Below are 24,165 nucleotides of genomic sequence, written 5' to 3'. Positions count from 1 at the left end.
AGAAAACTCCTGTTCGTTTTCTATGTTGAATCAGAATTTAAGCCTTTTGGGAATCCCCTTTATGAGTCAGAGGTCGCGGGTTTTGGTATAACCTGTTCTTCTTGCTGGGAATCAAGAACGATCTTAGATGAAAAACCATGCCGTCGTGAATTTTGTGAAGACTTAGCCTTCCCTTCTAACGTTTTAGGGCCCGTACTCTTACTTGCATTTTTCTGATTTGCATTTCTTCGTCTAGTACCAGCCATCTATAGAATTCCACGATTCTATAGTTCTTCAAAATCTGCGTCTTCGATCTTTTCAGCATAAGCCCTGGCCTTCCTCGCCAAACTTTCCCTTCTCTTTTCAAGTTCAGTTAGGGCCTTATCGCGTCTAAAGTCATAAGAGGCGATCAACTTATCCAATGTCTCAAGCTGCTGAAAACTACCAAGAAAGCCTTCCGCAATCATAGAAACTTCCGGAAGGTCATGCTCGGCAAGAACTTCTTTTGCCGCCTCAACCCGACTGCCATTCTCATTCTCAGAAAGATCACCAAACTCCTCAAGGCCGAAACGGCCCAAAGGAGTAAACTTCTGAAGGATACGAGAAGCCCCATCCAATCGCTTAGTTGACATAAGACCTACTTTGATTTCGCGTAACCTTTTGGCTTCCCAAGTATAGTTTACGAAATCGCCTAGCCAAACTTCCTCAATTACATCTTTTGGCCCTATGGCTGAAAAGCAGGCTTGCTGGAATTCTTCAAACTCCTCAATGTCTTCGCCTTCAATTAATGGAGCTGGAGTTAAATATGTCGGACCATCAGAGCCTGCATCTTTGTTTTCAGTAGCCCTTGTTCTAATTCGAACTGATTTTGTTTCTGACATAACCTACCCCTAGCTTAACCACCACCTTCAAGGCTATTCATCGGATGCACGTTCTTTTTGCACCAACTGAACTCCTGGGTTGACTTCCGGTTCTCCAATAAATTTTACCCCTGCTGCCTCTAAAGCCTTTTGAACGCCAGATAGCGTCCTAGCTTGAACAGACGGAACACCATTAAATTTTTCCATTCTCTGTATTGTCGGCAATGTTACCCCAACAGCCCTTGCTAAATCAGCAGCACTCCACTTCAGAATTGCCCTTGCGGCTCGTATTTGAGGACCAGATATCATCTCTGTTCAATAGCACAATTAGCCTTACCAGACCAAACACTTGAAATTTATTTATTATTTTAATATTATTTTTTTATATATTAATAAATATATGATGTAAAAATGAAAGAAATAGACCTATCTACACTCACTGGGGCATACTCTGAAAACACCTTACGCGCCTACAAAGCAGATTTTACTGCTTATATGGATTGGTGTGATTTGAAAGGTTACTCATGCCTTCCTAGCAATGCAGAGACCGTTACTCTTTACATTGAAGACAACACACATACTTTCTCACCAGCAACGATCAGACGTAAGATTTCATCAATCGGCCGCATTCACAGACTTAAAGGACATAATGACCCCACAAAAAAAGAAATAGTTTTCCTGGCTCTTCGTCGGCTCCACAGACAAAAAGGGCGACGTCAAAATCAAGCCCATCCATTAACTGCGGAGATCAGAGACAAGATCATTAATTCCATTAAGCCGAATCTAAAAGGTTTGAGGGACTGCATCCTTTTAACACTAAGCTACGACACGCTCCGTCGTCGATCCGAAGTCGTTTGTTTAAGAATTGAAGATATTCAACGGGTTCAGCAAGGCGGTGCAACAATTCTCATTCGGCGATCTAAAACAGATCAAGAAGGCAGCGGCAAATTCGCCTATATATCTCCACGCACACTCTGCTTTATAGATGAATGGCTAAAACGCACGAAACTTACCGAAGGCCCTATTTTACGGCGCATCCATCGCCATAATACAATGGGCAAGCCAATGTCCTCCGATTCAATTCCCCGAATTATAAAAGCATTAGCAAAACAAGCAAACCTCCCTCAAGAAATCGTTAATGGCCTCTCAGGTCACTCACCTCGGGTTGGTGCCGCCCAAGATATGGCAGCAGCCGGAATAGACATCGGCTCTATCATGCAAGCCGGCGGTTGGAAGTCTCCAGAAATTGTTGCAAGATACATTGAAAACTTGGATGTACTGAGGAGTGGGAGTTTTCGACTTGCCCAAATTCAACAAAACCTAGTACAATATGACTAAATAACCTCCTATCCATATCTATTCTAACATCGTTCACACTAGTTTTAAATTTCCTAATGAAGTCACAATAGAAAGTTTTCTCTGCAATGCCCGTTAAAACAAAAACTAATGAGAAAAAATCTTCAACAATAGACCTAAACCGTGCAAAACAAGTCCTCGCCGTAGAAACTAACGCATTGCAGTCACTCTCTAAGAGTTTGAATGTATCCTTTGTAAAAGCTGTTGATGCTCTGTCTAACACCAGAGGACGGATTGTCGTAACTGGTATGGGGAAAAGTGGTCACATCGGCCGCAAAATAGCAGCTACACTAGCCTCCACTGGCTCTCCAGCATTTTTCATCCACCCTGGCGAAGCTAGCCATGGGGATCTTGGTATGGCAACTCAAGCAGACACCATACTTGCAATATCCAATTCTGGAGAAACATCTGAGTTATCAGATTTCATCGCTTATAGCCGGCGTTTTACCATACCGCTCATAGCTATTACATCTCGCCCACAAAGCACCCTAGGCGAAGCTGCCGACATCACCCTTACTTTACCGGCTGTAAAAGAAGCCTGCCCTTTTAACCTAGCACCGACAACATCGACAACAATGACACTTGCACTTGGCGACTGCATAGCCGTGACATTGCTTAAACGCAAAAACTTTTCCTCCGACGACTTTAAGAATTTCCACCCAGGGGGCAGCTTAGGTAATCAGCTATTAAAAGTCGAAGACCTTATGCACAAAGGCAATAGCCTACCGTTCGTCACACAACAAACAAAGATGAGTGAAACTCTTTTAAAAATGACATCCAAAAGTTTTGGCTGTGTAGCAGTTACTGATATAGACTTGAATTTGCTGGGCGTCATAACTGACGGTGACCTACGCCGAAACATGAACGACGAGTTGCTCAAAAAAGATGCAGGAGCTATTATGACGCCAAACGCACAAACTATAGCCCCTCATGCCTTAGCTGCCGAAGCTCTTGCATTGATGAATGAAAAAACAATCACAAGCCTTTTTGTTACGAATGGAGACAAAAAAGTGCTTGGTATCTTACATATACACGACTGCCTTCGAGCAGGCATAGTATGACACCCCTTAACGAAGCTCCCCCTGCTGAGTTCAATTTTGCCCAATAGTTAAATCCGTGGCGACCTGAATTTAACAAGCCTATATTTTATAATAAATTGAAATAGTAATGAAAACTTTATCGTTGAGCATTCCTGAAGTTAAACTAATCACACCAAAAAAATTTGGAGATGAAAGAGGCTTCTTTTCAGAAACATATAATTGTAGTTCTCTATCAGAATACGGTATTGACATAAACTTTGTCCAAGACAATCACTCAATGTCACACAGTAAAGGCGTTCTTCGAGGCCTGCACTACCAAAAACCACCTTTCGCACAAGACAAACTTGTACGTGTAGTTAGAGGTAAGATATGGGATGTAGCCATTGACCTACGTCCTGACTCAGTGCATTACAAAAAATGGGTTGCAGCAGAAGTTTCCGCGGATAACTGGTCCCAGATCCTTGTCCCGAAAGGCTTTGCACATGGTTTTGTCACTTTGGAAGAAGACACAGAAGTTATTTACAAGGTGTCTGATTATTACAACCCCGAAAGCGAAGTCTCCATTATGTGGAACGATGAAGCCCTGAATATTGACTGGCCAGTGGATGCAGCCGATGTGGTCCTGTCACGAAAAGATGCCGCCGGGCTTTCTTTTTCCAACCTGGAAGACGAACTGAAGACTTATTCTTGGTAATCATAACGACAAACAAATTAATTATAGGCGAAAGTTAACATGAAAATAATTGTTACAGGTGGAGCAGGGTTTATTGGGTCTGCTGTCGTTCGATTGTTGGTCGCGGACTATAAATGGGATGTTCTCAATATTGACAAATTAACTTACGCCGCAAACCTGAATTCTCTTGCTTCTGTTGAAAAGCAACCGAACTACCAATTCCGTCAGACCGATATTTGCGATATGGCGGCCATGACTTCAGCTTTTGAAGAATTTCAGCCCGATGCCATCATGCATTTGGCAGCCGAAAGCCATGTAGATCGCTCCATCGACGGTCCGGGTGCTTTCATGGAAACCAATATTATCGGTACCTACACTTTATTGGAAGTCGCCCGAAAATATTACGCCGATTTGGAAGAAGAGCGTAAAGAGAAGTTCCGCTTCCACCATATTTCTACCGACGAGGTTTATGGCACTTTAGGCGAAACAGACCTCTTTACTGAAGAAACACCTTATCAACCGAACTCTCCTTATTCAGCCAGTAAGGCAAGTTCCGACCATCTGGTACGCGCCTGGCTTCATACCTATGACCTACCTGTTGTCATCAGCAACTGCTCTAACAACTACGGTCCGTTCCAGTTCCCAGAAAAGCTGATTCCGTTGATGATTCTCAATATCTTGCAAGGTAAGAAGCTGCCAGTTTACGGCACAGGTGAAAATGTCCGCGATTGGTTACACGTGGAAGATCACGCAGAAGCTCTTGCACTTGTTCTTGAGAAAGGCGAAATCGGCGAGAAATACAACATTGGTGGTCATAACGAATTTTCCAACATCGACGTAATCAAGGAAATCCACGCGAATGTTATAAAACTTGCCCGTGATGTTGAGGTACAGGATTTCGACGATCTAGTAACTTATGTGACAGACCGTCCAGGCCACGATTGGCGCTATGCAATTGACGCGACCAAAATCTATGACGAGCTAGGCTGGAAACCAAAACATACCTTCGAAACCGGTCTTGAACATACCGTGCAATGGTATCTGGAAAATGAAAACTGGTGGCGTCCAATTTTGGAAGGCACTTATCAAGGTCAACGCTTAGGTACCTTGTAATGAATATCATTGTCTTGGGCCGCAATGGTCAGGTAGCCCAAATGCTTCAACAAGAAGCACAACGCAGCCCGGACATCCAACTGTACAGCTTTGGTCGCAACGAAGTTGATATTTTATCAGCAGATGATCTGCAGGCAAAGATTGCTCCTCTGAGCCCAGACTTGATCGTCAATGCCGCCGCCTACACGGCTGTCGACAAGGCAGAGGAAGACAAAGCCAATGCTTTTGCACTTAATCGCGATGCAGTGGAAGTTCTGGGCAAACTGGCAAGTTCTTTGGATAAACCGCTAATTCATATTTCAACCGACTATGTTTTCGACGGTTGCCAAGAGACACCTTATAAAGAAGAGGATCCTATGGCACCTACGGGGGTCTATGGCAGCAGCAAACGCGCAGGGGAAGAGGCTTTGCGCAACGTCTGTGACAAGCACATCATCCTTAGAACAGCTTGGGTCTATAGCCACACAGGTAATAACTTTGTCAAAACCATGCTACGGATTATGGCAGCTTACCCTGAAATTCGCGTGGTCAATGATCAGTTTGGCACCCCAACATCAGCACAAGAAATTGCTAAAGCGATTCTGAAGATGGCTGGTGATATTTGTTCTGCTTCCTTCAACCAATTCGGCACCTATCATATGGTTGCTGAAGGTCGCTGTTCCTGGTTCGATTTTGCTTTAGAAATTAATGACCAAGCCTCTCGCCTTTATGGCAACGGCTGGAGTGGTGCAGACTGTGTTGTTCACCCCATCCCGACAGAGGAATATCCAACTCTGGCCAAACGTCCGGCTTTCTCTGCCTTGAACACCGAAAAATTCACAACTACATTCGGTTTCTCCTTACCTAAATGGCAAGAAAGCCTCCATGAATGCCTCAATCAGCTTCCTGAAGGGAAAGTATCATGAAACGCAAAGGTATCATTCTAGCCGGCGGTAGCGGCACTCGTTTACATCCGTCAACTTTGGCTGTCTCCAAGCAGATGCTGACTGTTTATGATAAGCCAATGATTTACTACCCATTAACCACGTTAATGTTGGCTGGCATTCAGGAAATACTTATTATCAGCACACCGCGTGATTTACCGATGTTTGAAGAGCTTTTAGGTGACGGTAAAAAATGGGGATTGGATTTACATTATAAAGTACAAGAAGAACCTAAAGGGCTTGCGGAAGCTTATATTTTAGGCGAAGAATTCCTTAATGGCTCACCATCTTGCCTGATCCTTGGCGACAATATTTACTTTGGTCACAATTTCACTGGCCTTCTTGAAAATGCAATGAAACAAGAAAGTGGCGCCACGATCTTTGCATATTATGTTAATGACCCAGAACGTTATGGTGTTGTCGATTTTGATAAAAATGGGAAAGCCATCAGCATTGAAGAAAAACCGGAAGTACCAAAATCGAACTATGCTGTTACGGGATTATATTTTTATGATAGTGACGTGGTGGAAATTGCCAAAAACGTCAAACCTTCTTGGCGTGGCGAACTTGAGATTACAGATGTAAATAATTCCTATTTAAAAAACGGTAATTTGAAAGTCGAGCAAATGGGACGTGGCTTTGCTTGGCTTGATACAGGCACACATAGTTCTATGCTAGATGCAGCAAATTTTGTTCGTACGATTGAAAAACGCCAAAGCTTGAAAATCGCCTGCCCAGAAGAAATCGCATTATTCAAAGGCTTCATTGATATTGAACAATTCAAAATTTTAACCGAAGCTTTCAAGAAAAATGAATATCGTGATTATTTAGACTCTATTCTTAAAAACCACTCGAACTAACAGATCACCTAAACATAAAGCACTCAACTAATGAATAAATTATCAGAAGCCAAAGTAGGTCTGATCGTACCAACACGAAATGCAGGCAAAGATTGGCTAGAATGGATTGCTGCCTATCAAAAACAGACTTTTAAACCAAGCACAGTCCTTATTATCGATTCATCTTCAGAAGATGATACGGTCAAATATAGTTTAGACGCTGGCTTTAAATGTGAGGTTATTAAAAAAGAGAACTTTGATCATGGCAGAACCCGTGACTATGCGATTTCCCTTTTAGACCCTGATATAGAAATTGCAGTTCTGTTAACTCAAGATGCGATTTTGCATGATGACAATGCTATTGAAAAACTTGTTGAGAGCTTCAATAACGAAGATGTTGCAATGGCATATGGTCGCCAACTCCCGCATTTTGATGCGACACATACGGCTATTCACCAGCGTCATTATAGCTATGCTGACTACCCTCGCCTGCAAGATAAAGCATCCATTGATCAACTAGGCATCAAGGCGGCTTTTTGCTCTAACTCTTTCTCTGCTTATCGTTTAAAGAAATACAAAGAGTATGGAGGATTCCCTGATAATATTATCTTTGGTGAAGATATGTACCTAGCAGCAAAAATGGTTTTAGCTGGGCAGTCTGTCGCTTATGCAAGTGACGCCCTTGTTCGCCATTCCCATAATTATACCATCAAAGAAGATTTCAAACGTTGTTTTGATATTGGCGTTTTCCACGTTGCAGAAGGATGGATACTCAAAAACTTTGGTCGCGCTACGGGTGAGGGGAAAAAGTTTGTTTTTTCCGAAATCAGCTACCTTCTGAAGAATAACCCTCTAGCCGTTATTACTTCCGTTTGCCGCTGTGCTGCAAAGGTAATCGCTTATAAACTAGGCAGATCCTACAAAAAACTCCCAACAACTTTATGCAAATCCCTATCAATGAACGCAGGGTTTTGGAAGTAAAATCATATCCCTTTAGTTTTTTCTAAAACACCAGAAAAGGAAAGGATACAAACCTAATTTCTTCCAAGAGTAATAAGCTTGTGTTGTTGTCCAAACAATAAAGCTGCAAAGCGTCGCAATTGCCGCCCCTTTAATTCCAAGGTGCGGAATTAATAACGCATTCATAAGTACGTTAACAATAAGAGAAACAAATAAAGAGATTGAAGTAATCTTTTGATACTGCGTCATATTTAGCAAGCTACCAGCCATACCACCAATAAAGACATTGAAGGAATGCGCTGTAATTAAGATAAACAGAGTTTCCTGAGTTTTCACATAACCTTCACCGAAAACACCTAAAAGGTGATCACTCAATAAGGTTATGATGATAATCAACGGCAGAGCCATTAGCGAAACAATGCGACATGCCCACCGTAAATTTCTCCACAATGCATCCACATCCTTCTTAGTATATGCAGCAGCTATTTTAGGCTGCACGATTACATTGGTTGCGTATAAAACAAAGGATAACAAAAATACAATTTTCTGAGATGGTTTGTATAAACCAACATCATCCATTGACCCTAAAGCGCCCAACATAAGAACATCTGTTTCTTGATTGATAAAGGTGACAGATGTAGCAATGAAAAATGGAAACGCTTGGTTTTGCCATTGACGCTCTGGAAATTTTAATTGAAAAACCGATTTCTCACCAGAAAGTCGTTTATATACTAAATAGGCAACTATTGATGCTACAACATTCGCAATAAAGAAAACTAATGCAGCATTTTGCGATGTCATCGTATTGTAAAGCCAAATATTCGCACAGCCATAAAAGAACAAAAAGAAAGCAGGTCGTTGGAATTCATCGACCATTTGACCTGCTCTAATTTTATATTGCCCTTGCAAACTTGCACTTACCAAACGGCAAAACACCATAGCTGGAACAGATATTGCGACTATTAGAAAGATTTGAATTCCAACCCTCTGGGAAGGGAAAAAGAACAAAGAAAATATAGTAAAACAGATACAAATTACTGCTAAGAAAAAGGAAAAGCTCAGTGCTTTGGGAAGAAGACCTGAGTAAGATACATTCTCAGCAATTGATCTAGCTGTCTGCCTGATAATCAAACTTGATTGACCAAAAGAACAAAGCATCAGTATTATATTTACCAATGACAAGCAATAGGATAAGTAGCCAAACTCACTAACCAACATAGTATTTGTTAAGTAAATTATTGTTACAAATCCAAAAAACGCACTCCCCCCCTTGATACCGAAAGAAAATAAGACACTCATCATCTTTTCAGAACGGAGCAGGTTTATAATTTTGCTGATGGCCATTACACTTAATTAGCAGCTGCTTTATATGCTTTGTCGATAAACTTAACAACGAATTCAGCCTTATCATATTCTTTGATATAGTCGATTGGCTCTTGGTTTAAATTAAGCTTACTAATAAAATCTTCCCATTGGCACATGCATGCGTAATCAACATCTGTAATACCATCACTGGAAACATCCATTTTATATAGGTACTGCAAGTCCCTTGATCTGAATTCAGGAATAGCTGCGGGGGCATGCTCGATAAATATATAACCATTTGGCAGCTTTAAAAATACCCCGTTCATTGCATCATAAGAAACCGAATAACGGAATGTTAAAGGAATTCGCCTTCCTGCAAATTCGACAGAAGAAGAACCAGAAATGCTTGTTTCTCCAAAATCAACCATTTTCGACATCTCAACGTCATCAATAGACGGGGCTTTTAAGTCTAGCATATTAGCAACTTGATCAAGGCTATGTGATCCTGTCTCCATCAAAACGCCGCCACCCGCTAATTTTTCATTTGACAGAAAAGTATTCTTTACAAGTCCAACATTCGCCCACACCTGACAATCTGATAGAATAATACCTTCTAATTGATCCAAGTAGCCTTGTTGTTTCAGGTTCTGAATAACTTTTGTAGAATGATAATAACGTCGGTTAAAACCTGTAAAAAGGTGGCTTTTGGCCTTTTTTGCTCGTGAGCATATGTTTGTGTAGTCTTCATAGTCTAAAGATATTGGCTTTTCGCAAAAAACGGCCCAAGACTCTTCAAAAGCCCTACTCCAAAAGCCCGCACGAACACCAACAGGTACTGTCATAATTACAGCATCAGTGTTTTTAGTTAGTTCATGATTAATATTATCAATTGCAACAGCCCTTTGAAATAAGGACGTAATTTGATCACGGTTTTCCTGATTTATATCAAAAACCCACTTAACATTTAAATCGGGACGACCTGCCAAAACTTTACTATGGCGCGCAGATATAATATTACCTGCACCGATGATACCTATATTATATTTTTTCATAGCTTAAACTTTTGTTAGACTTGGTAGAAAGTTCTGAGCAAAATCTTGTAAGTCTAGAGATATATCTTCTAATGATGTTTCTGGAATTACAGACATTCTTTGATCATTCTCCATCAAATTAGAATACAACCAAGGTGCTTCGCTCGTAGCCACTGATGCCCCAGGACCAGATCCTGAAAGTTGAACAGCCTTTTTACCAGTTGAGAAAATACTTTTAGCTAATTGATCAGGTACTTTGTTCAAAATCAAAACTGCGGATCTTTTAAAGTCATCAGATTCTTTTAACTTCGAGCGTTTTACAGAAACCACACCGCTATTTTTCAAAGAAGTAATAGCGGATAAAAACGGGTTTTTGTTTAATTTTGAACGTAAGTTATCATAAATATGCTGTGAGTGTTCTTCCTTCATCCCTTTAAGGGGCTGAGCTTTTAAAGCAGATGAATGAGCATCAAAAAATTCACGCCAAGTTAAGGCTGGTGAATTATTTGCATTGAAGATTTCATAAGGTTTAAGTTGATCAATATTCTGGCCAAGCCAAAAAATTATTTTACCTAAATGCGAAATATGAATGGCGTTGGAAGGCAGATTGCCATCAAATGGAATTTGCTCTACCCCCTTTAAACATTGATTAAATGTACTAGAACTCCAAAGTAGATTACTGCCAAAAACATTACCGACCCTAAGAGATACTCTTTTTGCAGGGCTGTCCGCCTTCATTTGACACACTTTTTCGACAGTTAATTTTTCAAGTCCATACCCTGTATTAGGCTTTGGACAATCTAAATTATACGTTTTTTCATCCAACAGAGCCCCATAAATTTCAATAGAGCTAAATTGGACAAAAAGCTTCCCATTGAACTTAGATAGAACTTTGCTTGTAAGTTCTTCATTTAATTTGGCATCTAAACCTGGTTGTTTTCGGATACGCGCTAAATTTAAGACTATATCGCAACCATCGAATGGCTCGTCATCATTAAAGACATCCACGACACGTGCTTCAGGATAAGTTTCCTGAAGATGCGATAGGCTAAGCTGGTTTCTAACTAAAGGCGCTACTTGCCATTGCGTATTTTTAACGAGCCACTGTGCTAGGCGGATACCAATCCGCCCCCCACCACCGAGTATTCCTACCTTCATTTTTCTACCTTATTAGAATATTAAGTAACGCCTAATCACGATCCCATATTTGTTAGGCTTGTGACTTCTCCGTAACTTCTGGGCTTTTTTAAGTTCAATTGGAAAGCAATAACAAAGCATGCTGCCAGAATATCGTAATCTATAAGATAATCCCTTTGATTGATCAAAGTTGGCAATTTACCTATTCGATTATAAAGAAAGTTCTTATCTATTTCTCTCAAAAGTTTTTCAATAAATTCATCACTGAAAACACCCTCAAGGTAATGAGTATTTTCCTTGATAAATACAGAAATATTTGGACGGCTTTGCTCAATCAACGAGCCCAAAGGACCTGGCATATTGAATGCATCAAGCATATATTTAGCATTTCCAATTGAGCGACGAACAGCTTGATAAATTTTACTGGGGGTAATTTCACGAGTCGTTGCCATATGAAACGCATCAGGATAAAAACGATGCACAATCTCATCATACAATTTATAATCCTGCAACATCTCTTTGGGGATCCGTTGAAAGACATCAATCATATGCGAAGAATCAAAAATATTATAAGTTGGATGAGCTTGATCATAAGCTCTATGCATATGAAAACACCAATTACGCTGTAGCACAGTTAGGTCAAACAATGCCGTTTTAGTAAAACTATTTATATCTTCATCCAAACGGTCAATTAAGACATCACTTTCTGCAAGTGTTAGCTCACATATTTCTTCCCCGTGAACAATATCTTTAGCTTTTACACATGAATTAACATTCCAAGTAAAGTTATAATTAATTTTATCGTAGGGTCCATAGCCACGCTCAATATGACCAAAAAATAATTCCGGTGAGTTAGTTTCTAGAATAACGCTCTGATTTCGTCTTAAATGAGGAACTAAATCATTATCAATCATCATAACAATGTTAAGGTCTTCGCATTGCCAAACAAAATCTAGTATATCGTCAGAGTTCAAAGGAGCAGGGTTAACCACTTCATGATTATAGCCGAAATATTTTGTGTAATTTTGAGCTACTCTTATTTCAATGTCTTTAAAGTCACCACATGTAATGTGATTGACATTTTCCGACCCTATGTTTTCCAATGTCAACTGAGAGATATAACGAGAATCCCTTCCTCCTGATAGCATCAGAGAAACAGGTTTCTGTTCACAAGATAACTGAGCTTTAAATGCCGCGTTAACTTTTTCCTGACAAAAATCAGCTGCTTCACTGTAACTTGTAACTAAAGGCTCTTTATTTGCTTTAATACGATCAAAAGAAGTTGTTACTAATTTATTACCTTCTGACACCTTTATAAAAGAGTCATGTGGCATTGTAACGACACCTTTTAACAACGTGGACACAAAGTTACAGTAATACAAACATCTCTGTTTTAATCCATTAACATCCAATTCCTTCGGACTAAAAACATTTAGAATTTGTTGTGATGTTGAGAAGTAAGTTTGATCACCTTCTTTACTATAATATACAGTGATAGTACCCAATGTAGATTCTGAAACTATTAAATCTTTACCTTTAACAAGTACAATACAATAGCGTCCTTCAAAGAGGCGAAGCTCTTGAATTATTTCGTCTAAACTAAATTTCAGTACATCTTGCGCAATATTTCCATGGATTGGCTTATTTCGATAGCTAGCCGTTCCAAGAAGAAGAAAAAAATCTCCCTTAGTATCTTGGGCAAAGTGATCATCACCACATTCGACTGATGACCAAGCCAAGGCAAACTCACCTTTATTTATAACCTTGGTCTTCATCCATTCACGTTTATTCAGATAACGTGCATTCTGTGAGAACTGATTAAACTGTTCTTTATTTTGAATGTTGTTACAAGCAACAAAATCGACCATTTGTTCAAAGCCTAGTATTGACTACCAATAATTCACGATTTGCCACAGCTAAATCATTTCTCGCCATCAATCCATTTCTCATTTGTGCACTCTGTAAATATTTAAAATTTGAAACAGCCCCGATTAAGATGAAAGGATAAAGAACCTGGAATTCCACACCATAATTTTGCACCATAACGTTCACCGAATAGGCTGATAATGGAATAAGAAGATAACGTCCGTATGCCCCAACTTTTTTACAGATGCTAAAAAACAAGATAAAATACAACACGTACAAGAACAAAAAACCGATCCCATAAGTCGCAATCTGGTTCATAAAGAAAACATGATAATTACCAGTTGAAAGACTACCTTCCCCCAAATCAATTGATTCATTCAACAAGCTAAACCCTTGCCCAACGATCCAAAAATCGCCAGCCTCCTCAAAGAAATACACCCAACTTAAAAAGCGAGTATAGAAGCCATCAGTATCATTGAATTGAACCAGAATATTAATAAATATTAAAGCAACAGGAATAGAAAGCGCAAACATCAGATAAAACAAAATTCGCGTATTAAAACGCAAAGCGAAGTATACCAGCAAAGGTACAAGAGCAATCACTTCTGCAGCACGCGAAAAACAAACTAATGCTAAGAGTAAGCCAATAATGTAGAAAAACCAGCTTACCCTCATTTTAAATGTCACACAAAGATAAAGATAATAGGCACTTAGCATCCCCCAGAAAGAGCCAACCAAGTTTTTATTGCCAAACCACTGTTCGATATCAAAAGCCAATCCATATCGGCCAACACTTGAAATTTGCCCTGTTGCACTTTTGATGACAAGATCCCACCAAGAAGGAGTAAAAGCTTTCCCTCCATAGATCATCATAACCATGCAAAAATGAACAAGCAATATAAGCTCAATAAACCTTTTCTGTGTCTCAGGCTTAATATCCAAAAACAAAACGCACAGAATTATGGATGTAATATTTACAAAAAGCTTTACAAGCAAAAGGTAATTCGGCTCATCAGCAAAACTCTCTCGACTAACTCCTAACAGGATCATTCCTGTTAAAATAAAACACATCAAGATAACAAGGACTGGCACCCCTGCTGGCATTGTATCACCACTTCGATTGAACAATAGGCAGAAGCCTAAAGCCAATAATAAAGCTTGCGGTATCACATGCAGGTGAAAGCCTTCTACAATAAATGGATACAAAAAGATGCAAAGAAGAAAGCTTCCACTTAACATTTTCACGAGGAAACTATGCATGTTGCTCCCCTTTATTATTTAATACTTTCTTTTTCAGGGCTGTAGAAATTACATGAGGAATACACAACAGTACTAATTTCAGAAAAACCCCTATATAGCTTTCTTTCAGTGAAAAATTAAAATTTTTCAGCATAACCCTTATCGAATTCGCTAACTGTAGAGATCTATGGCGTTGAGAAATTGAGTTTGGATCATATTTGTAAAACACCACATCCTGATTTAGATTAGCAACTTTCCCCAATTTGCAAAGACGCATAAATAGCTCATAATCTTCGATATGGCGATAATTATTACTATAAAGACCTGCTTTAATAACTGCATCAAGTCTGTAAGCAACACCTGCATGAACAAAGCATGAGTTTTTATGCATTTGTTTTTTTAACGTATCATTACTAGTTGGATATATTTTCAGACGTTCACTTTGATCAGGATGCTCTTCAAATATTTGCGCCTGCCCACCAATTAAAACATAATCAGGATTTTCATCTAAAAAAGTTATTTGGCTTTCAAGGCGCCCTTTGCCAGCATAATCATCACAATCAAGTCGAACAATGTAGTCAAAAGCATTATCTTTGCAGAACCTTAAGCCTGCATTTAAAGCGCCAATAATGCCTTGATTTTCAGGAAGAGTAACCAAGTTGATTCTTCTTTGGTTATTAATGTGATTAACCCTAATCGGCATTGAACTCCCATCATCCACTATGACAAACTCAAATTCAACATCCGGCTCTTCCTCTATCGAACCAATGCAAATTTCTAGCCCTTGCTGATTGTTATAAGCAGGAATGAGAACAGCAGTTTTTCTCATTCACTTGCCCTTCTTGCTTCTCTTACTTCTGCTCGAGAAAGAATCTTATAAACGGCCTCTTTACTGACAGTTTTTTCTAGAAAATAGTCACAATCAACCAAATAGTGTTGGATGTATTTAGCAAGCCGGACACGATCAAAATTATTATAGAATGTACGCCCGCATATCCTAACGGGCTTACAAGCCAACATTGCTTCAATTCCAACTGTTGAATTGATGTTATATACTTCTTCAGCACCATATATTAGCTGGAAGGTATTGTCGTTACAGACAAATACATTTTTGCCATCACGCAAAGAAAAGACTGTTCGAACAAATTCAGCATCCGTTTCGGCAGGGTGCACTTTCAAAACCAGAGACCAGCCCTTGGCTTTTGCACGTTCCATTGCTTTAGAAAGCACTTGTTGATTATCAACATCACTATTGATTAAAATATTTGTATCACTTGTTACTTGTAATGGCTGAAATATATAATGCTTAGGTAAGTTTTCCAGTCGATCACATTTATAACCAGCAAGTAAAGAAGATTTGCGTTGAACCACATTCTTCACTTTGTCTATAAATGAGGTCTCATCTACCCAGACAGAGTCTAAAAAAAGGTCAGAAAAACGATCAATAAACCAGAATTTATTGGCATTTCTAATGATGTTCGCTTGGGGAACATTATGAGCCTTTAACTTATCTTTTAGATAAGTTTTGCACCATTTCTCAAATGCAGAAAAATTACATTCAAGAGTATCCAAATCATCTAGTATTGTGGCAATCTTAGCCTGTGCATTTACCCCATAGGGGTCCGCAAATATTTTTCCCGTAATATTTCCGATTTCTAAAAAAACTTTTGGTATACCATTATTGTCTGCAACACTGCTCAAGGCCTTTTCAACGACAGCATTGCCATTCCAAAGAACAAGCAAAGATGCCCCTTGATCAAGCGAGATAAGTCTATCAAAAAAGTGAAAGCTGGATGAAAAAGTTTTCAAGGCCGTTTGGGGAGAAAGTGTTCCATTTAAAACATTCCAGCTCTTGGCAACCGAATGGTCCATCCAACCTTCATTGGAATGACTGTCATTTACCTTTATAAGATGGCAAGCAAAACCATCTTTACGCGCCTTTCTATAGATCGATTGCCTTGATGTTAACATGACAATTTTTTTAGTTAGATCCAACGCTGTTGCAGCAAATCTTTTGAAAAAAAGGTACCTTTCATATACATCTACACTTATATAAACAGTTGTATCTTGAAAGTAATCGCCTAATTTACACACTTTTTTTCATCCATTCAAGAGCCGTTTTCACTATTACGCTTAGGTCATTATATTTGGCCGTCCAATTCAAGTCAGATTTAATCTTTGAATTATTGGCTATTATAACCATCGGATCTCCAGCTCTTCTGGGTGCAACATCAACTTTGAAATCGGCACCAGAGATACGTTTAACTTCGTTAATAACTTCTCTCACGGAGTACCCTTTAGAGTAGCCAACATTTAATACCAGATTCTTTTTTTCTTGGTTGATATAATTCAATGCTTTGACATGCGCAGATGCTAAATCTGAAACATGAATATAATCGCGAATACAAGTGCCATCATGCGTCTCATAGTCATCGCCGTAGATTTCCATTCCCTCTCGTTTCCCAAGCGCTGCTTCGCAGGCTACTCTAATTAGATGAGTAGAGTTAGGACCTGCTTGTCCTGTCCGCCCTTGAGGATCAGCACCGGCTACATTGAAATAACGTAAAATTGCAAAATTAAAGTCACCATGGCAGGCACAATCGCGTATCATCATCTCTGTCATTAACTTAGAGCGACCATAAGGGTTGGTTGGATCTAGAGTATCATCCTCACTTAAAGTCCCATCAGGCCTCACATTCCCATAAACAGAAGCAGTGGAAGAGAAAATAAAATTTTTAACTTTATTCTCTAAACATATTTTTAAAAGGTTAAAAGAGTTTTCAGTATTATTTGCATAATATTTTAGCGGATCTTTGACGGATTCTGAGACAACAATAGAACCCGCAAAATGCATTACGTTATTAATACCTTTTGTTTCTATGACACTAATCAGCAGATCTTCGTCAGCAATATTACCAACTATCAATTCCACCTCTTCAGGAAGAAGGCGTTTTTCTCCTGTCGATAAATTATCTAAGATGATTGGTTCAAAACCGGCATCTAATAAAGCAAGCACAGCGTGGCTACCGATATATCCAGCCCCCCCGGTAACTAAGACTTTTTCTCTTTTCGTTTCTTTAGTCAAACTAGTATGCCCCCTTTCTGTATAGAACAACTATTGGCGTCATAAGAAGTATTTTCAAATCCAAAAAAACACTCCATGAACGCGCATACCTTGAATCCAAATCAACACGCTTCTCATATGTCGTATCATTTCGCCCAGAAATCTGCCACAGCCCAGTTATCCCTGGTATAACAGCTGTATATAAGCCCGCTTCTTTACCATAATAATCATTAATTTCTTTTCTAACAACTGGTCGAGGACCAACTAAACTCATCTCACCTTTAAGGACATTAAATAACTGAGGCAACTCATCAATGCTTGTTTTCCTGATAAAATTACCGATTGGTGTGATACGCGGGTCATTTTTTAGTTTGAAATTTTTTTCCCACTCAGCTCGAGCTACAGGATCATTTTCAAGAATTTCCTCAAGAATTTCTTGAGAATTTACATGCATGCTCCGAAATTTCAGACATTTAAATTCACGACCTTTATGTCCAACGCGACTGTGGCCGTAAATAGCAGGGCCTCCATCTTTTTTAATCATTATTGCCAAGACTAACATTGGCAATCCGATGACTAGAAGACCAACCAAACTTAACGTAACGTCCATAATACGTTTAATTCTTTGGTTGGATTGTTTAAGCAACCTATTGCTGCCCCGAATAAATGGGATACCTTTTTTAAAGCTCATTTCCTCATAAAGGCCACGACGAGCGGAGCTCCCCAACTCGGGTATAATATAGAAGTCTGCCCCTACTCTTTCGAGAATGCAGCACATTTTCTCAACTTGATCAATTTCAGATAGCTTTACCGCAAAGATATATAAAATGTCATCTTCGCTATATTTTAAAAGTAAGTTTTCAATTGCTTCCTTACCTGAATTCCAATCAATGACTTCTTCACCAACAATATCATAACGGTTCGGCCACTCATTTTTCAGTAGCATCCCAGTCGAAAGAGGAACTGAGTCCCCCTGAAGAACAACCACCTTTCTTTTCCATATCCCTTGGGTATCCAGCCACTTCACCATTGCAAAATAGAATAAAGGCATTAAAAGAAGTGCACTAGCCCAACTCCCCATGAGCCATAGGCGAGAAAATGATTGCTTAGTGACATACTGGATCACAACATCGACAACAAAAGCAAAGAAAATGGCTTGAAGCGTTGCGCCAAATTGCTTCCAACCATCTATTCCTCTGTCATACCGAGTAACAGATCCGATCCAACCGATAACGGCAAAACTCAGAACACCAAAGATTACAGCTCGCTCAACAAGAGAATGCCTATCTTCCAACACAGCATATGGAACATCGATCAGAAGTTTATTGACGGCGTATCCGATAGCACCACCAACAACAAATGCAAAAAACAAGGCGAGCATATCAGATAAGAGTAAAAAGTATGCGACTTTCCTCTTTGTTGACTTAACAGGCTGCAGGCCAGAATCAACATTTTCATTACTCATTTTCACATCACTCAGAGTCTGACTCGAAACTTCACTTTTTAAAACAGTATCTTGCCAGCCGTCTCGTCATCATTCTAATTGAGGATACCAGTATCCATGCTTCTGCGGATTGAATGGATTTTTCCCAATCCTTCGCTAAACGCCGACAGCGGTTGAGCCATGCAAATGTCCGTTCGACAACCCAACGACGGGGCAGAACTTCAAAACCTTCTGCCTTGTCCGAGCGTTTGACAATTTCAATTGTCCAATCGCCAATTTTATCCAATGCCTCGCGTAATTTTGGTCCCGCATAGCCACCATCGCCAAAGACATGGCGTAGCCAAGGGTGGCTCTGTCGGATAGATTTTAAAACATCCGATGCACCATCGCGATCCTGAATATCAGCAGGATGGACCTTGCTGCCAACCAGCAAGCCCAACGTGTCTGTAACAATATGGCGTTTGCGTCCCTTGATTTTCTTACCTGCGTCATAGCCCCGAGGGCCGCCGCTTTCTGTCGTTTTTACGCTTTGGCTATCAATCACGCCTGCTGTTGGACTGGCTTCCTTGCCCTCAAGGTCACGGGTCCACATGACCAAATTGTGATTGATGGTTTTGAGCAAACCACGACTACGCCAGTCATAAAAGTAACGCTGAACTGTAGAGCGTGGAGGAAAGTCATTGGGGAGCATTCGCCACTGGCAACCCGTTGTTGCAATATACAGGATAGCGTTCATCACCTGTCGTAATTCTGTTGTTCGAGGACGCCCCTGAGTACGAGGCAACGGCATGAAACACTCAATCAAAATCCATTCTTCATCCGTCAAATCGCTTGCATATCGACAATTCGAGCGGTCATAATCAGAGCGAGTGGTTGCTGTCCAAGCCATTATTGTTCTCCATCAGTTGTAGCAAACCGATAGAATCATAACTGACTGTAATCACTCAACTACTTTTGGGTCAGGCTCTCATTGTTCTTTTCTCGAAAAACTTTTCACTTACCCGATACACCCGATACACCCGATAATATCATTTATCGTTTATCGCCTACCATCAAAGTCCACCTATATGCCACACCTATACAGGTTAGGGTAGTTTTTTGTTGCTAATCTTTTATCGGTGGAAATCCAAATACGGCAGAATGAATGTTTCAGAAGCCAAGCGACTGAAAAGCTTGGAGCAGGAGAATGCCAAATTGAAGAAACTTTTGGCAGAAAGTATGCTGGACAATGCGGCCTTGAAAGTGGACCCGCTGCATAAAAGTAGAGGATACTTTACTCTGACGAAGCAACCTATTGGTATTCTCGTTAGTGCCCCTTTGCCATGGGCTTTGAGAATCGCAAAAGTAAACTGGGACGCCTGTTTTTTCAGTAAAATCTTCGTGTTTAGCCAGTTCCATTCCTCGATCCCAAGTTAAACTTTTTCTCAGAGTCAGGGGCATACGATTAAATTCAGCAATGAGAGCAGAATTCACGGAATGTGCATCTTTGCCAGCAAGTTTAAGGATAATTGTATAGCGTGATTTCCTGTCAACCAAAGTGGCTAAATGGGTGTTTCCTGATCTGGAGATCAGATCACCCTCCCAATGACCTGTGAAAGTTCTTTCTTCAATTTCCGCAGGCCTTTGATGAATGGAAGCACCATTAACAATGCGAATGGTCCCTCGGTCTCCCTTTCTGGAATGACGCATGCTTTGTCGCATTTTATGCCCGACCCTAATACCAAAGCCCAAATGCTATGACCTATGAGCCCAATCTCTCATTCCGATGGACATAATTTTCCATGGCTGGTCACACAGCAAATTCCATGCGTAGCAGCAATGGTCAACGATATCGTTGTAGGATTTGAACACCCTGTTCGATAGCCAGTTGTCCCGCATGAATTGCCAAATATTTTCAACGGGATTGAGTTCGGGCGATTTTGGAGGCAAGGGGACGATGGTTATATTGTCAGGCACTTCAAGTTTGCTTGATGTATGCCATGCAGCTTGATCCATGATGATAACGGCATGGGCATTTTCAGCAACCGCCAGAGAGATTTCTTGCAGATGCAATTCCATCGCATGCGTATTGCATTTGGGCATGACGATGCCTGCGGCCTTGCCTTCCCTTGGACAAATAGCTCCAAAAATATAGGCTGAACGGTTTCGTAAATCTTGAATGGCTTCAGGACGTGTGCCGCGTTTGGCCCAGCGTCGTGTCTGCTTGTTCTTCTGACCAATCCGAGCTTCATCTTGAAACCAAACTTCTATGANAAGTCCTGTATCGCTTCTGGGCGTGTGCCGCGTTTGGCCCAACGTCGTGTCTGTTTATTCTTTTGCCCGATACGGGCTTCATCCTGAAACCAAACTTCTATGGTTTTGCCTTGGGCTTCTTTTCTTTGGATTTCACCCACTTTGGCAGGGAAGTTTTTTTGAAAGCCTCATTGGCCTCTTCATTTCGTTGACGATGACATGGGCGTGCGGACAATTTGCGATATCCCATCTCGTTCAATATACGGCCTAATGAGGAAGTCGATATGGAGATGCGATATTCTTCCCAAATCCATTGTGTCAAATCGCACAATCGCCAACGCACGACGTTATGGATCGCTGGCGTAGGACCTTTCTCTACAATATTAACAAGAGCATTGCGTTGCTCTGAATTCAGCAAAGGTACAGGTCCACCCGACCATTTGTCTTTTAAACCATCGGGACCTTCTTCATTAAAACGCAAAACCCAGTCGCGGATAATTTGCAAAGTGACGCCACCAACTTTAGACGCATCAGTCCGCCTCCCACCATCGTAAATCACGGCAAGACTTAAAAGACGACGTGCCTGTGTTGCATTATCGGTTTTCTTGGCAAGATGACGAAGACCATCACCGTTGTAATCTGATCGCAAGGGAATTGGGGCACCCATAGAAAACTCCTGTTCGTTTTCTATGTTGAATCAGAATTTAAGCCTTTTGGGAATCCCCTTTATGAGTCAAAGGTCATAGGCTTTGGTATAAGGTTATTCATCAAAGCACTATCAAGTAATTTTCTAGAACGTATATATAGGCTTTTATAAATCGTTTCGTGTGATATCCACATTTCAGGATTTTTTGGATAATTTAACCTGATATTGGACTTGGTTTCCTTTAACCTTACGGCATCTTCCTCACAATAAACCGTCACCCCCCCTTCAATCCCTTTACAGGACCTGTATTTAATTCATTACTTAAACACGACATTAAACTCGACGTTTTAAACACCATTTATACAAATGGATTTCACATTAACTACATGATATACAATATGTTATGACTGATAATAAACACGACATAAAACCCGACGTTAATTGCGACAACAATCCGCCAGAAGATCGCGGAGAAAACATCGCACTGATGCAGCCTTTATACATTAGCGACAGCAGCAAACACCGTGAAAAGCTAAATGACCTCAGCCTTGAACTGGCTGCACGTTCCAGCGGTTTTCGCCATAGTCTTCCTGATGGTATCGCATCTGCCTTATCTGAGCTCGTTCGCTCCATGAATTGTTATTACAGCAACCTTATTGAAGGGCATAACACGCATCCAGTAGATATTGAACGTGCATTAAATGACGATTACAGCGAGGATCATGAGAAACGCGACCTTCAACTGGAAGCCAAAGCCCATATCCAAGTTCAAAGGTGGATTGATGAGGGCGGACTAGATGGTCGCGAAACCACTTCGGAAGGTCTATGTGAAATTCATCAATATTTCTGCGAGCAACTACCAGAAAAACTTTTATGGGTGGAGAACCCGGAAACAGGTGAAATACAACGCATCATTCCTGGTCAGCTTCGCCGTACTGACGTACAAGTCGGACAGCATGTCGCCATAAGCCCAGGTGCAATTCCGCGTTTTTTAACCGCATTTGACAGGGAATATTCCAACAAAGGAAAAACGGCCAGCATTATTGCAGCAGCGGGCGCACATCATCGCTTCCTATGGGTTCACCCATTCATCGACGGCAATGGCCGTGTGGCCAGATTGATGTCCCATGCCATCCTGAAGAAACACCTGGGAACCGGAGGATTATGGTCGGTTACCCGAGGACTTGCACGTAGTCAGCAAAAATATAAAGGCCATTTACAAGCTTGCGACCTGCGCCGCCGTAACGATCTTGATGGTCGCGGCAATCTCAGTGAAGAATGCTTAGCCGATTTCACAACCTTCTTTTTAGAAACATGTATTGATCAGATTGATTTCATGGAAAATCTTGTTGCCCCGAAAAAACTTCAGGAACGTATCCGTCTGTGGGCAGAAGAAGAAATTCGACTGGGGAATATCCCAAAGAAAAGCATTCTTATTCTGGACGCTCTCTTGTATCGCGGCGAACTGCCACGTGCAGACATACCGGACATGTTAGGCACATCTCCAAGACAAGCAAGCCGGACTTTTGCCCCCTTAATGGAGATGGGTGTCATACAATCCAAAAGCACACGTGCGTCCTTAACATTATCCTTCCCTGCAACACTGGCACCACGTTGGATGCCTGGACTTTTCCCGGATCACTAAACTTCACAAACAAGCTTATTAATCGCAAAATATAAAAAACAGGGCTCATTTCGATGCCCATTCGGGCACTTTTCAACACAGCTTTTTGTACCCAAAAATAACAGAAGCGACATTAATCAACTCCATATACGCTTTCCGTCGAAAAGCTGAAACAGTAGAGAAACTCTATTATTGGCGCCCAATGACGATTAGCCCCATGCAGGAACATTTAGGTCGATGAAGCTTCAGGTGCTAGTTCTCGCAAGGGAGCGGAAGTTCGATCCTGAGAAAATTATCACAGATTTTTATGGGCACGAACGGGGCACCATATGGGCACACGCAGAACTTCAGCTCTGAAAACAAACAAATTTCCGCTTATAATTCAAATAATTGGAAAACAAGCGTAAAACCTCGACCCTCACTCTCCGAAGGCGAAGGTCAGAGGTTCGAATCCTCTCGGGTGCGCCAGAATTCAAAAAGAACAGGTTTCAGTAATAAGCTGGCCTGTTCTTTTTTATTTGCCTTTGTGAGCAACACGACCGACCTGAAACACCCTTAGAATCAAATACATATAAAATTTACATAAAATGCAATCTTTTGGATTCGCAGCAAATTTGAGCTTTCACCGACACAACATTTCAACCAGAGCATAAATTTTATTTTTTTGACCAACGGTTCAGTTTAGAATTGCAATAAACTGAAAACACTCGGTTTTTCCGAAACACTCTTTTCACAAAATCATAACCCTAGGTTCTGTTGACAAAGTGCTTTACCCAAACCCGAATTGATGTGACCTGAACGAAGCCGAGAAAGCTTAACATCGTTTTGTCATAT

The 24,165-nt window shown here is 40.6% G+C and carries 21 protein-coding genes and 4 pseudogenes; 10 read left to right on the top strand and 15 right to left on the bottom strand.

What is annotated here, in order from left to right:
* Nucleotides 1-216: hypothetical protein (locus tag RYZ26_RS18705; RefSeq protein WP_317684774.1), on the top strand; the 216-nt coding region annotated here is incomplete at its 5' end.
* A gap of 47 nt (nt 217-263) precedes the next feature.
* On the opposite strand, the gene RYZ26_RS18700 is transcribed toward RYZ26_RS18705, so the two are convergent.
* The 3 genes and pseudogenes from RYZ26_RS18700 to RYZ26_RS19985 all read right to left on the bottom strand — a co-directional run.
* A complete protein-coding gene (locus RYZ26_RS18700; protein WP_317684773.1) occupies nt 264-860 on the bottom strand; it encodes a hypothetical protein in 597 nt (198 codons plus the stop codon).
* 33 nt (nt 861-893) lie between these two features.
* Complete coding sequence (locus RYZ26_RS18695; protein ID WP_317684772.1) at nt 894-1,046, bottom strand: hypothetical protein; 153 nt, start codon at nt 1,044-1,046, stop codon at nt 894-896.
* 3 nt (nt 1,047-1,049) lie between these two features.
* Nucleotides 1,050-1,148, bottom strand: a pseudogene (locus RYZ26_RS19985) (hypothetical protein); the annotation flags it as partial.
* Between the two features lie 102 nt (nt 1,149-1,250).
* On the opposite strand from RYZ26_RS19985, the gene RYZ26_RS18690 reads away from it, so the two are divergent.
* The 7 genes from RYZ26_RS18690 to RYZ26_RS18660 all read left to right on the top strand — a co-directional run bounded on the left by RYZ26_RS18690 (nt 1,251) and on the right by RYZ26_RS18660 (nt 7,764).
* On the top strand, nt 1,251-2,177 hold the full coding sequence (locus RYZ26_RS18690; protein WP_317684771.1) for a tyrosine-type recombinase/integrase: 927 nt from the start codon (nt 1,251-1,253) through the stop codon (nt 2,175-2,177).
* An 86-nt stretch (nt 2,178-2,263) separates the two neighbouring features.
* Complete coding sequence (locus tag RYZ26_RS18685; protein WP_317684770.1) at nt 2,264-3,256, top strand: KpsF/GutQ family sugar-phosphate isomerase; 993 nt, start codon at nt 2,264-2,266, stop codon at nt 3,254-3,256.
* Between the two features lie 106 nt (nt 3,257-3,362).
* Nucleotides 3,363-3,929 (top strand): dTDP-4-dehydrorhamnose 3,5-epimerase, encoded by a 567-nt coding sequence (gene rfbC / locus RYZ26_RS18680; RefSeq protein WP_317684769.1) that lies wholly within the window; start codon nt 3,363-3,365, stop codon nt 3,927-3,929.
* Nucleotides 3,930-3,968: 39 nt separating this feature from the next.
* Nucleotides 3,969-5,021, top strand: coding sequence for a dTDP-glucose 4,6-dehydratase (gene rfbB, locus RYZ26_RS18675; RefSeq protein WP_317684767.1), 1,053 nt, complete (start codon nt 3,969-3,971; stop codon nt 5,019-5,021).
* Entirely contained in the window at nt 5,021-5,926 is a 906-nt protein-coding gene (rfbD, locus tag RYZ26_RS18670) for a dTDP-4-dehydrorhamnose reductase (RefSeq protein ID WP_317684766.1), read from the top strand. The genes rfbB and rfbD overlap by 1 nt, the downstream gene beginning before the upstream one ends.
* Nucleotides 5,923-6,804, top strand: a complete 882-nt coding sequence (gene rfbA, locus RYZ26_RS18665; protein ID WP_411576885.1) for a glucose-1-phosphate thymidylyltransferase RfbA — start codon at nt 5,923-5,925, stop codon at nt 6,802-6,804. The genes rfbD and rfbA overlap by 4 nt, the downstream gene beginning before the upstream one ends.
* Nucleotides 6,805-6,834: 30 nt before the next feature.
* Nucleotides 6,835-7,764 (top strand): glycosyltransferase family 2 protein, encoded by a 930-nt coding sequence (locus tag RYZ26_RS18660; protein WP_317684765.1) that lies wholly within the window; start codon nt 6,835-6,837, stop codon nt 7,762-7,764.
* A 12-nt stretch (nt 7,765-7,776) separates the two neighbouring features.
* Here RYZ26_RS18660 and RYZ26_RS18655 read toward each other — a convergent pair whose 3' ends face one another.
* From RYZ26_RS18655 to RYZ26_RS18610, 10 genes are read right to left on the bottom strand one after another with little or no spacing between them, the layout of a single operon-like run.
* On the bottom strand, nt 7,777-9,087 hold the full coding sequence (locus tag RYZ26_RS18655; protein WP_317684764.1) for an oligosaccharide flippase family protein: 1,311 nt from the start codon (nt 9,085-9,087) through the stop codon (nt 7,777-7,779).
* Nucleotides 9,088-9,092: 5 nt separating this feature from the next.
* Nucleotides 9,093-10,100 (bottom strand): Gfo/Idh/MocA family protein, encoded by a 1,008-nt coding sequence (locus tag RYZ26_RS18650; protein ID WP_317684763.1) that lies wholly within the window; start codon nt 10,098-10,100, stop codon nt 9,093-9,095.
* Nucleotides 10,101-10,103: 3 nt separating this feature from the next.
* Complete coding sequence (locus tag RYZ26_RS18645) at nt 10,104-11,237, bottom strand: NAD-dependent epimerase/dehydratase family protein (RefSeq protein WP_317684762.1); 1,134 nt, start codon at nt 11,235-11,237, stop codon at nt 10,104-10,106.
* Between the two features lie 35 nt (nt 11,238-11,272).
* Nucleotides 11,273-13,084 (bottom strand): hypothetical protein, encoded by a 1,812-nt coding sequence (locus RYZ26_RS18640; protein WP_317684761.1) that lies wholly within the window; start codon nt 13,082-13,084, stop codon nt 11,273-11,275.
* Nucleotides 13,085-13,088: 4 nt separating this feature from the next.
* On the bottom strand, nt 13,089-14,342 hold the full coding sequence (locus RYZ26_RS18635; RefSeq protein WP_317684760.1) for a hypothetical protein: 1,254 nt from the start codon (nt 14,340-14,342) through the stop codon (nt 13,089-13,091).
* The gene (locus RYZ26_RS18630) at nt 14,335-15,150 is read right to left on the bottom strand and encodes a glycosyltransferase (RefSeq protein WP_317684759.1); all 816 of its coding nucleotides are present in this window, start codon (nt 15,148-15,150) and stop codon (nt 14,335-14,337) included. Before RYZ26_RS18630 ends, RYZ26_RS18635 begins: the two co-directional genes overlap by 8 nt.
* Nucleotides 15,147-16,415, bottom strand: a complete 1,269-nt coding sequence (locus tag RYZ26_RS18625; RefSeq protein WP_317684758.1) for a capsular polysaccharide export protein, LipB/KpsS family — start codon at nt 16,413-16,415, stop codon at nt 15,147-15,149. Before RYZ26_RS18625 ends, RYZ26_RS18630 begins: the two co-directional genes overlap by 4 nt.
* Nucleotides 16,408-17,406, bottom strand: coding sequence for a UDP-glucose 4-epimerase GalE (galE, locus tag RYZ26_RS18620; RefSeq protein ID WP_317684757.1), 999 nt, complete (start codon nt 17,404-17,406; stop codon nt 16,408-16,410). Before galE ends, RYZ26_RS18625 begins: the two co-directional genes overlap by 8 nt.
* 1 nt (nt 17,407) lies before the next feature.
* Nucleotides 17,408-18,850: an exopolysaccharide biosynthesis polyprenyl glycosylphosphotransferase gene (locus RYZ26_RS18615; protein WP_317684756.1), complete on the bottom strand. Its 1,443-nt coding sequence runs from the start codon at nt 18,848-18,850 to the stop codon at nt 17,408-17,410.
* Between the two features lie 31 nt (nt 18,851-18,881).
* Entirely contained in the window at nt 18,882-19,718 is an 837-nt protein-coding gene (locus RYZ26_RS18610; RefSeq protein WP_317684755.1) for an IS5 family transposase, read from the bottom strand.
* Nucleotides 19,719-19,939: 221 nt separating this feature from the next.
* On the opposite strand from RYZ26_RS18610, the pseudogene RYZ26_RS18605 reads away from it, so the two are divergent.
* Nucleotides 19,940-20,071, top strand: a pseudogene (locus RYZ26_RS18605) (transposase); the annotation flags it as partial.
* A 36-nt stretch (nt 20,072-20,107) separates the two neighbouring features.
* Here the strand turns inward: RYZ26_RS18605 and RYZ26_RS18600 are convergent.
* Both RYZ26_RS18600 and RYZ26_RS19980 read right to left on the bottom strand, forming a co-directional pair.
* Nucleotides 20,108-20,548 (bottom strand): annotated as a pseudogene (locus RYZ26_RS18600) (IS30 family transposase); the annotation flags it as partial.
* A gap of 15 nt (nt 20,549-20,563) precedes the next feature.
* Nucleotides 20,564-21,728: pseudogene (locus tag RYZ26_RS19980) on the bottom strand (IS630 family transposase).
* A 382-nt stretch (nt 21,729-22,110) separates the two neighbouring features.
* Between RYZ26_RS19980 and RYZ26_RS18585 the strand changes: the two are divergent.
* On the top strand, nt 22,111-23,352 hold the full coding sequence (locus tag RYZ26_RS18585) for a Fic family protein (RefSeq protein WP_317684754.1): 1,242 nt from the start codon (nt 22,111-22,113) through the stop codon (nt 23,350-23,352).
* The last annotated feature ends 813 nt before the right edge of the window (nt 23,353-24,165 follow it).

It is taken from the genome of Terasakiella sediminum (assembly GCF_033100395.1).
Lineage (GTDB): Bacteria > Pseudomonadota > Alphaproteobacteria > Rhodospirillales > Terasakiellaceae > Terasakiella.
Note: the sequence above shows the minus strand (reverse complement) of the source record. Positions and strands in the feature narration are given on the sequence as shown.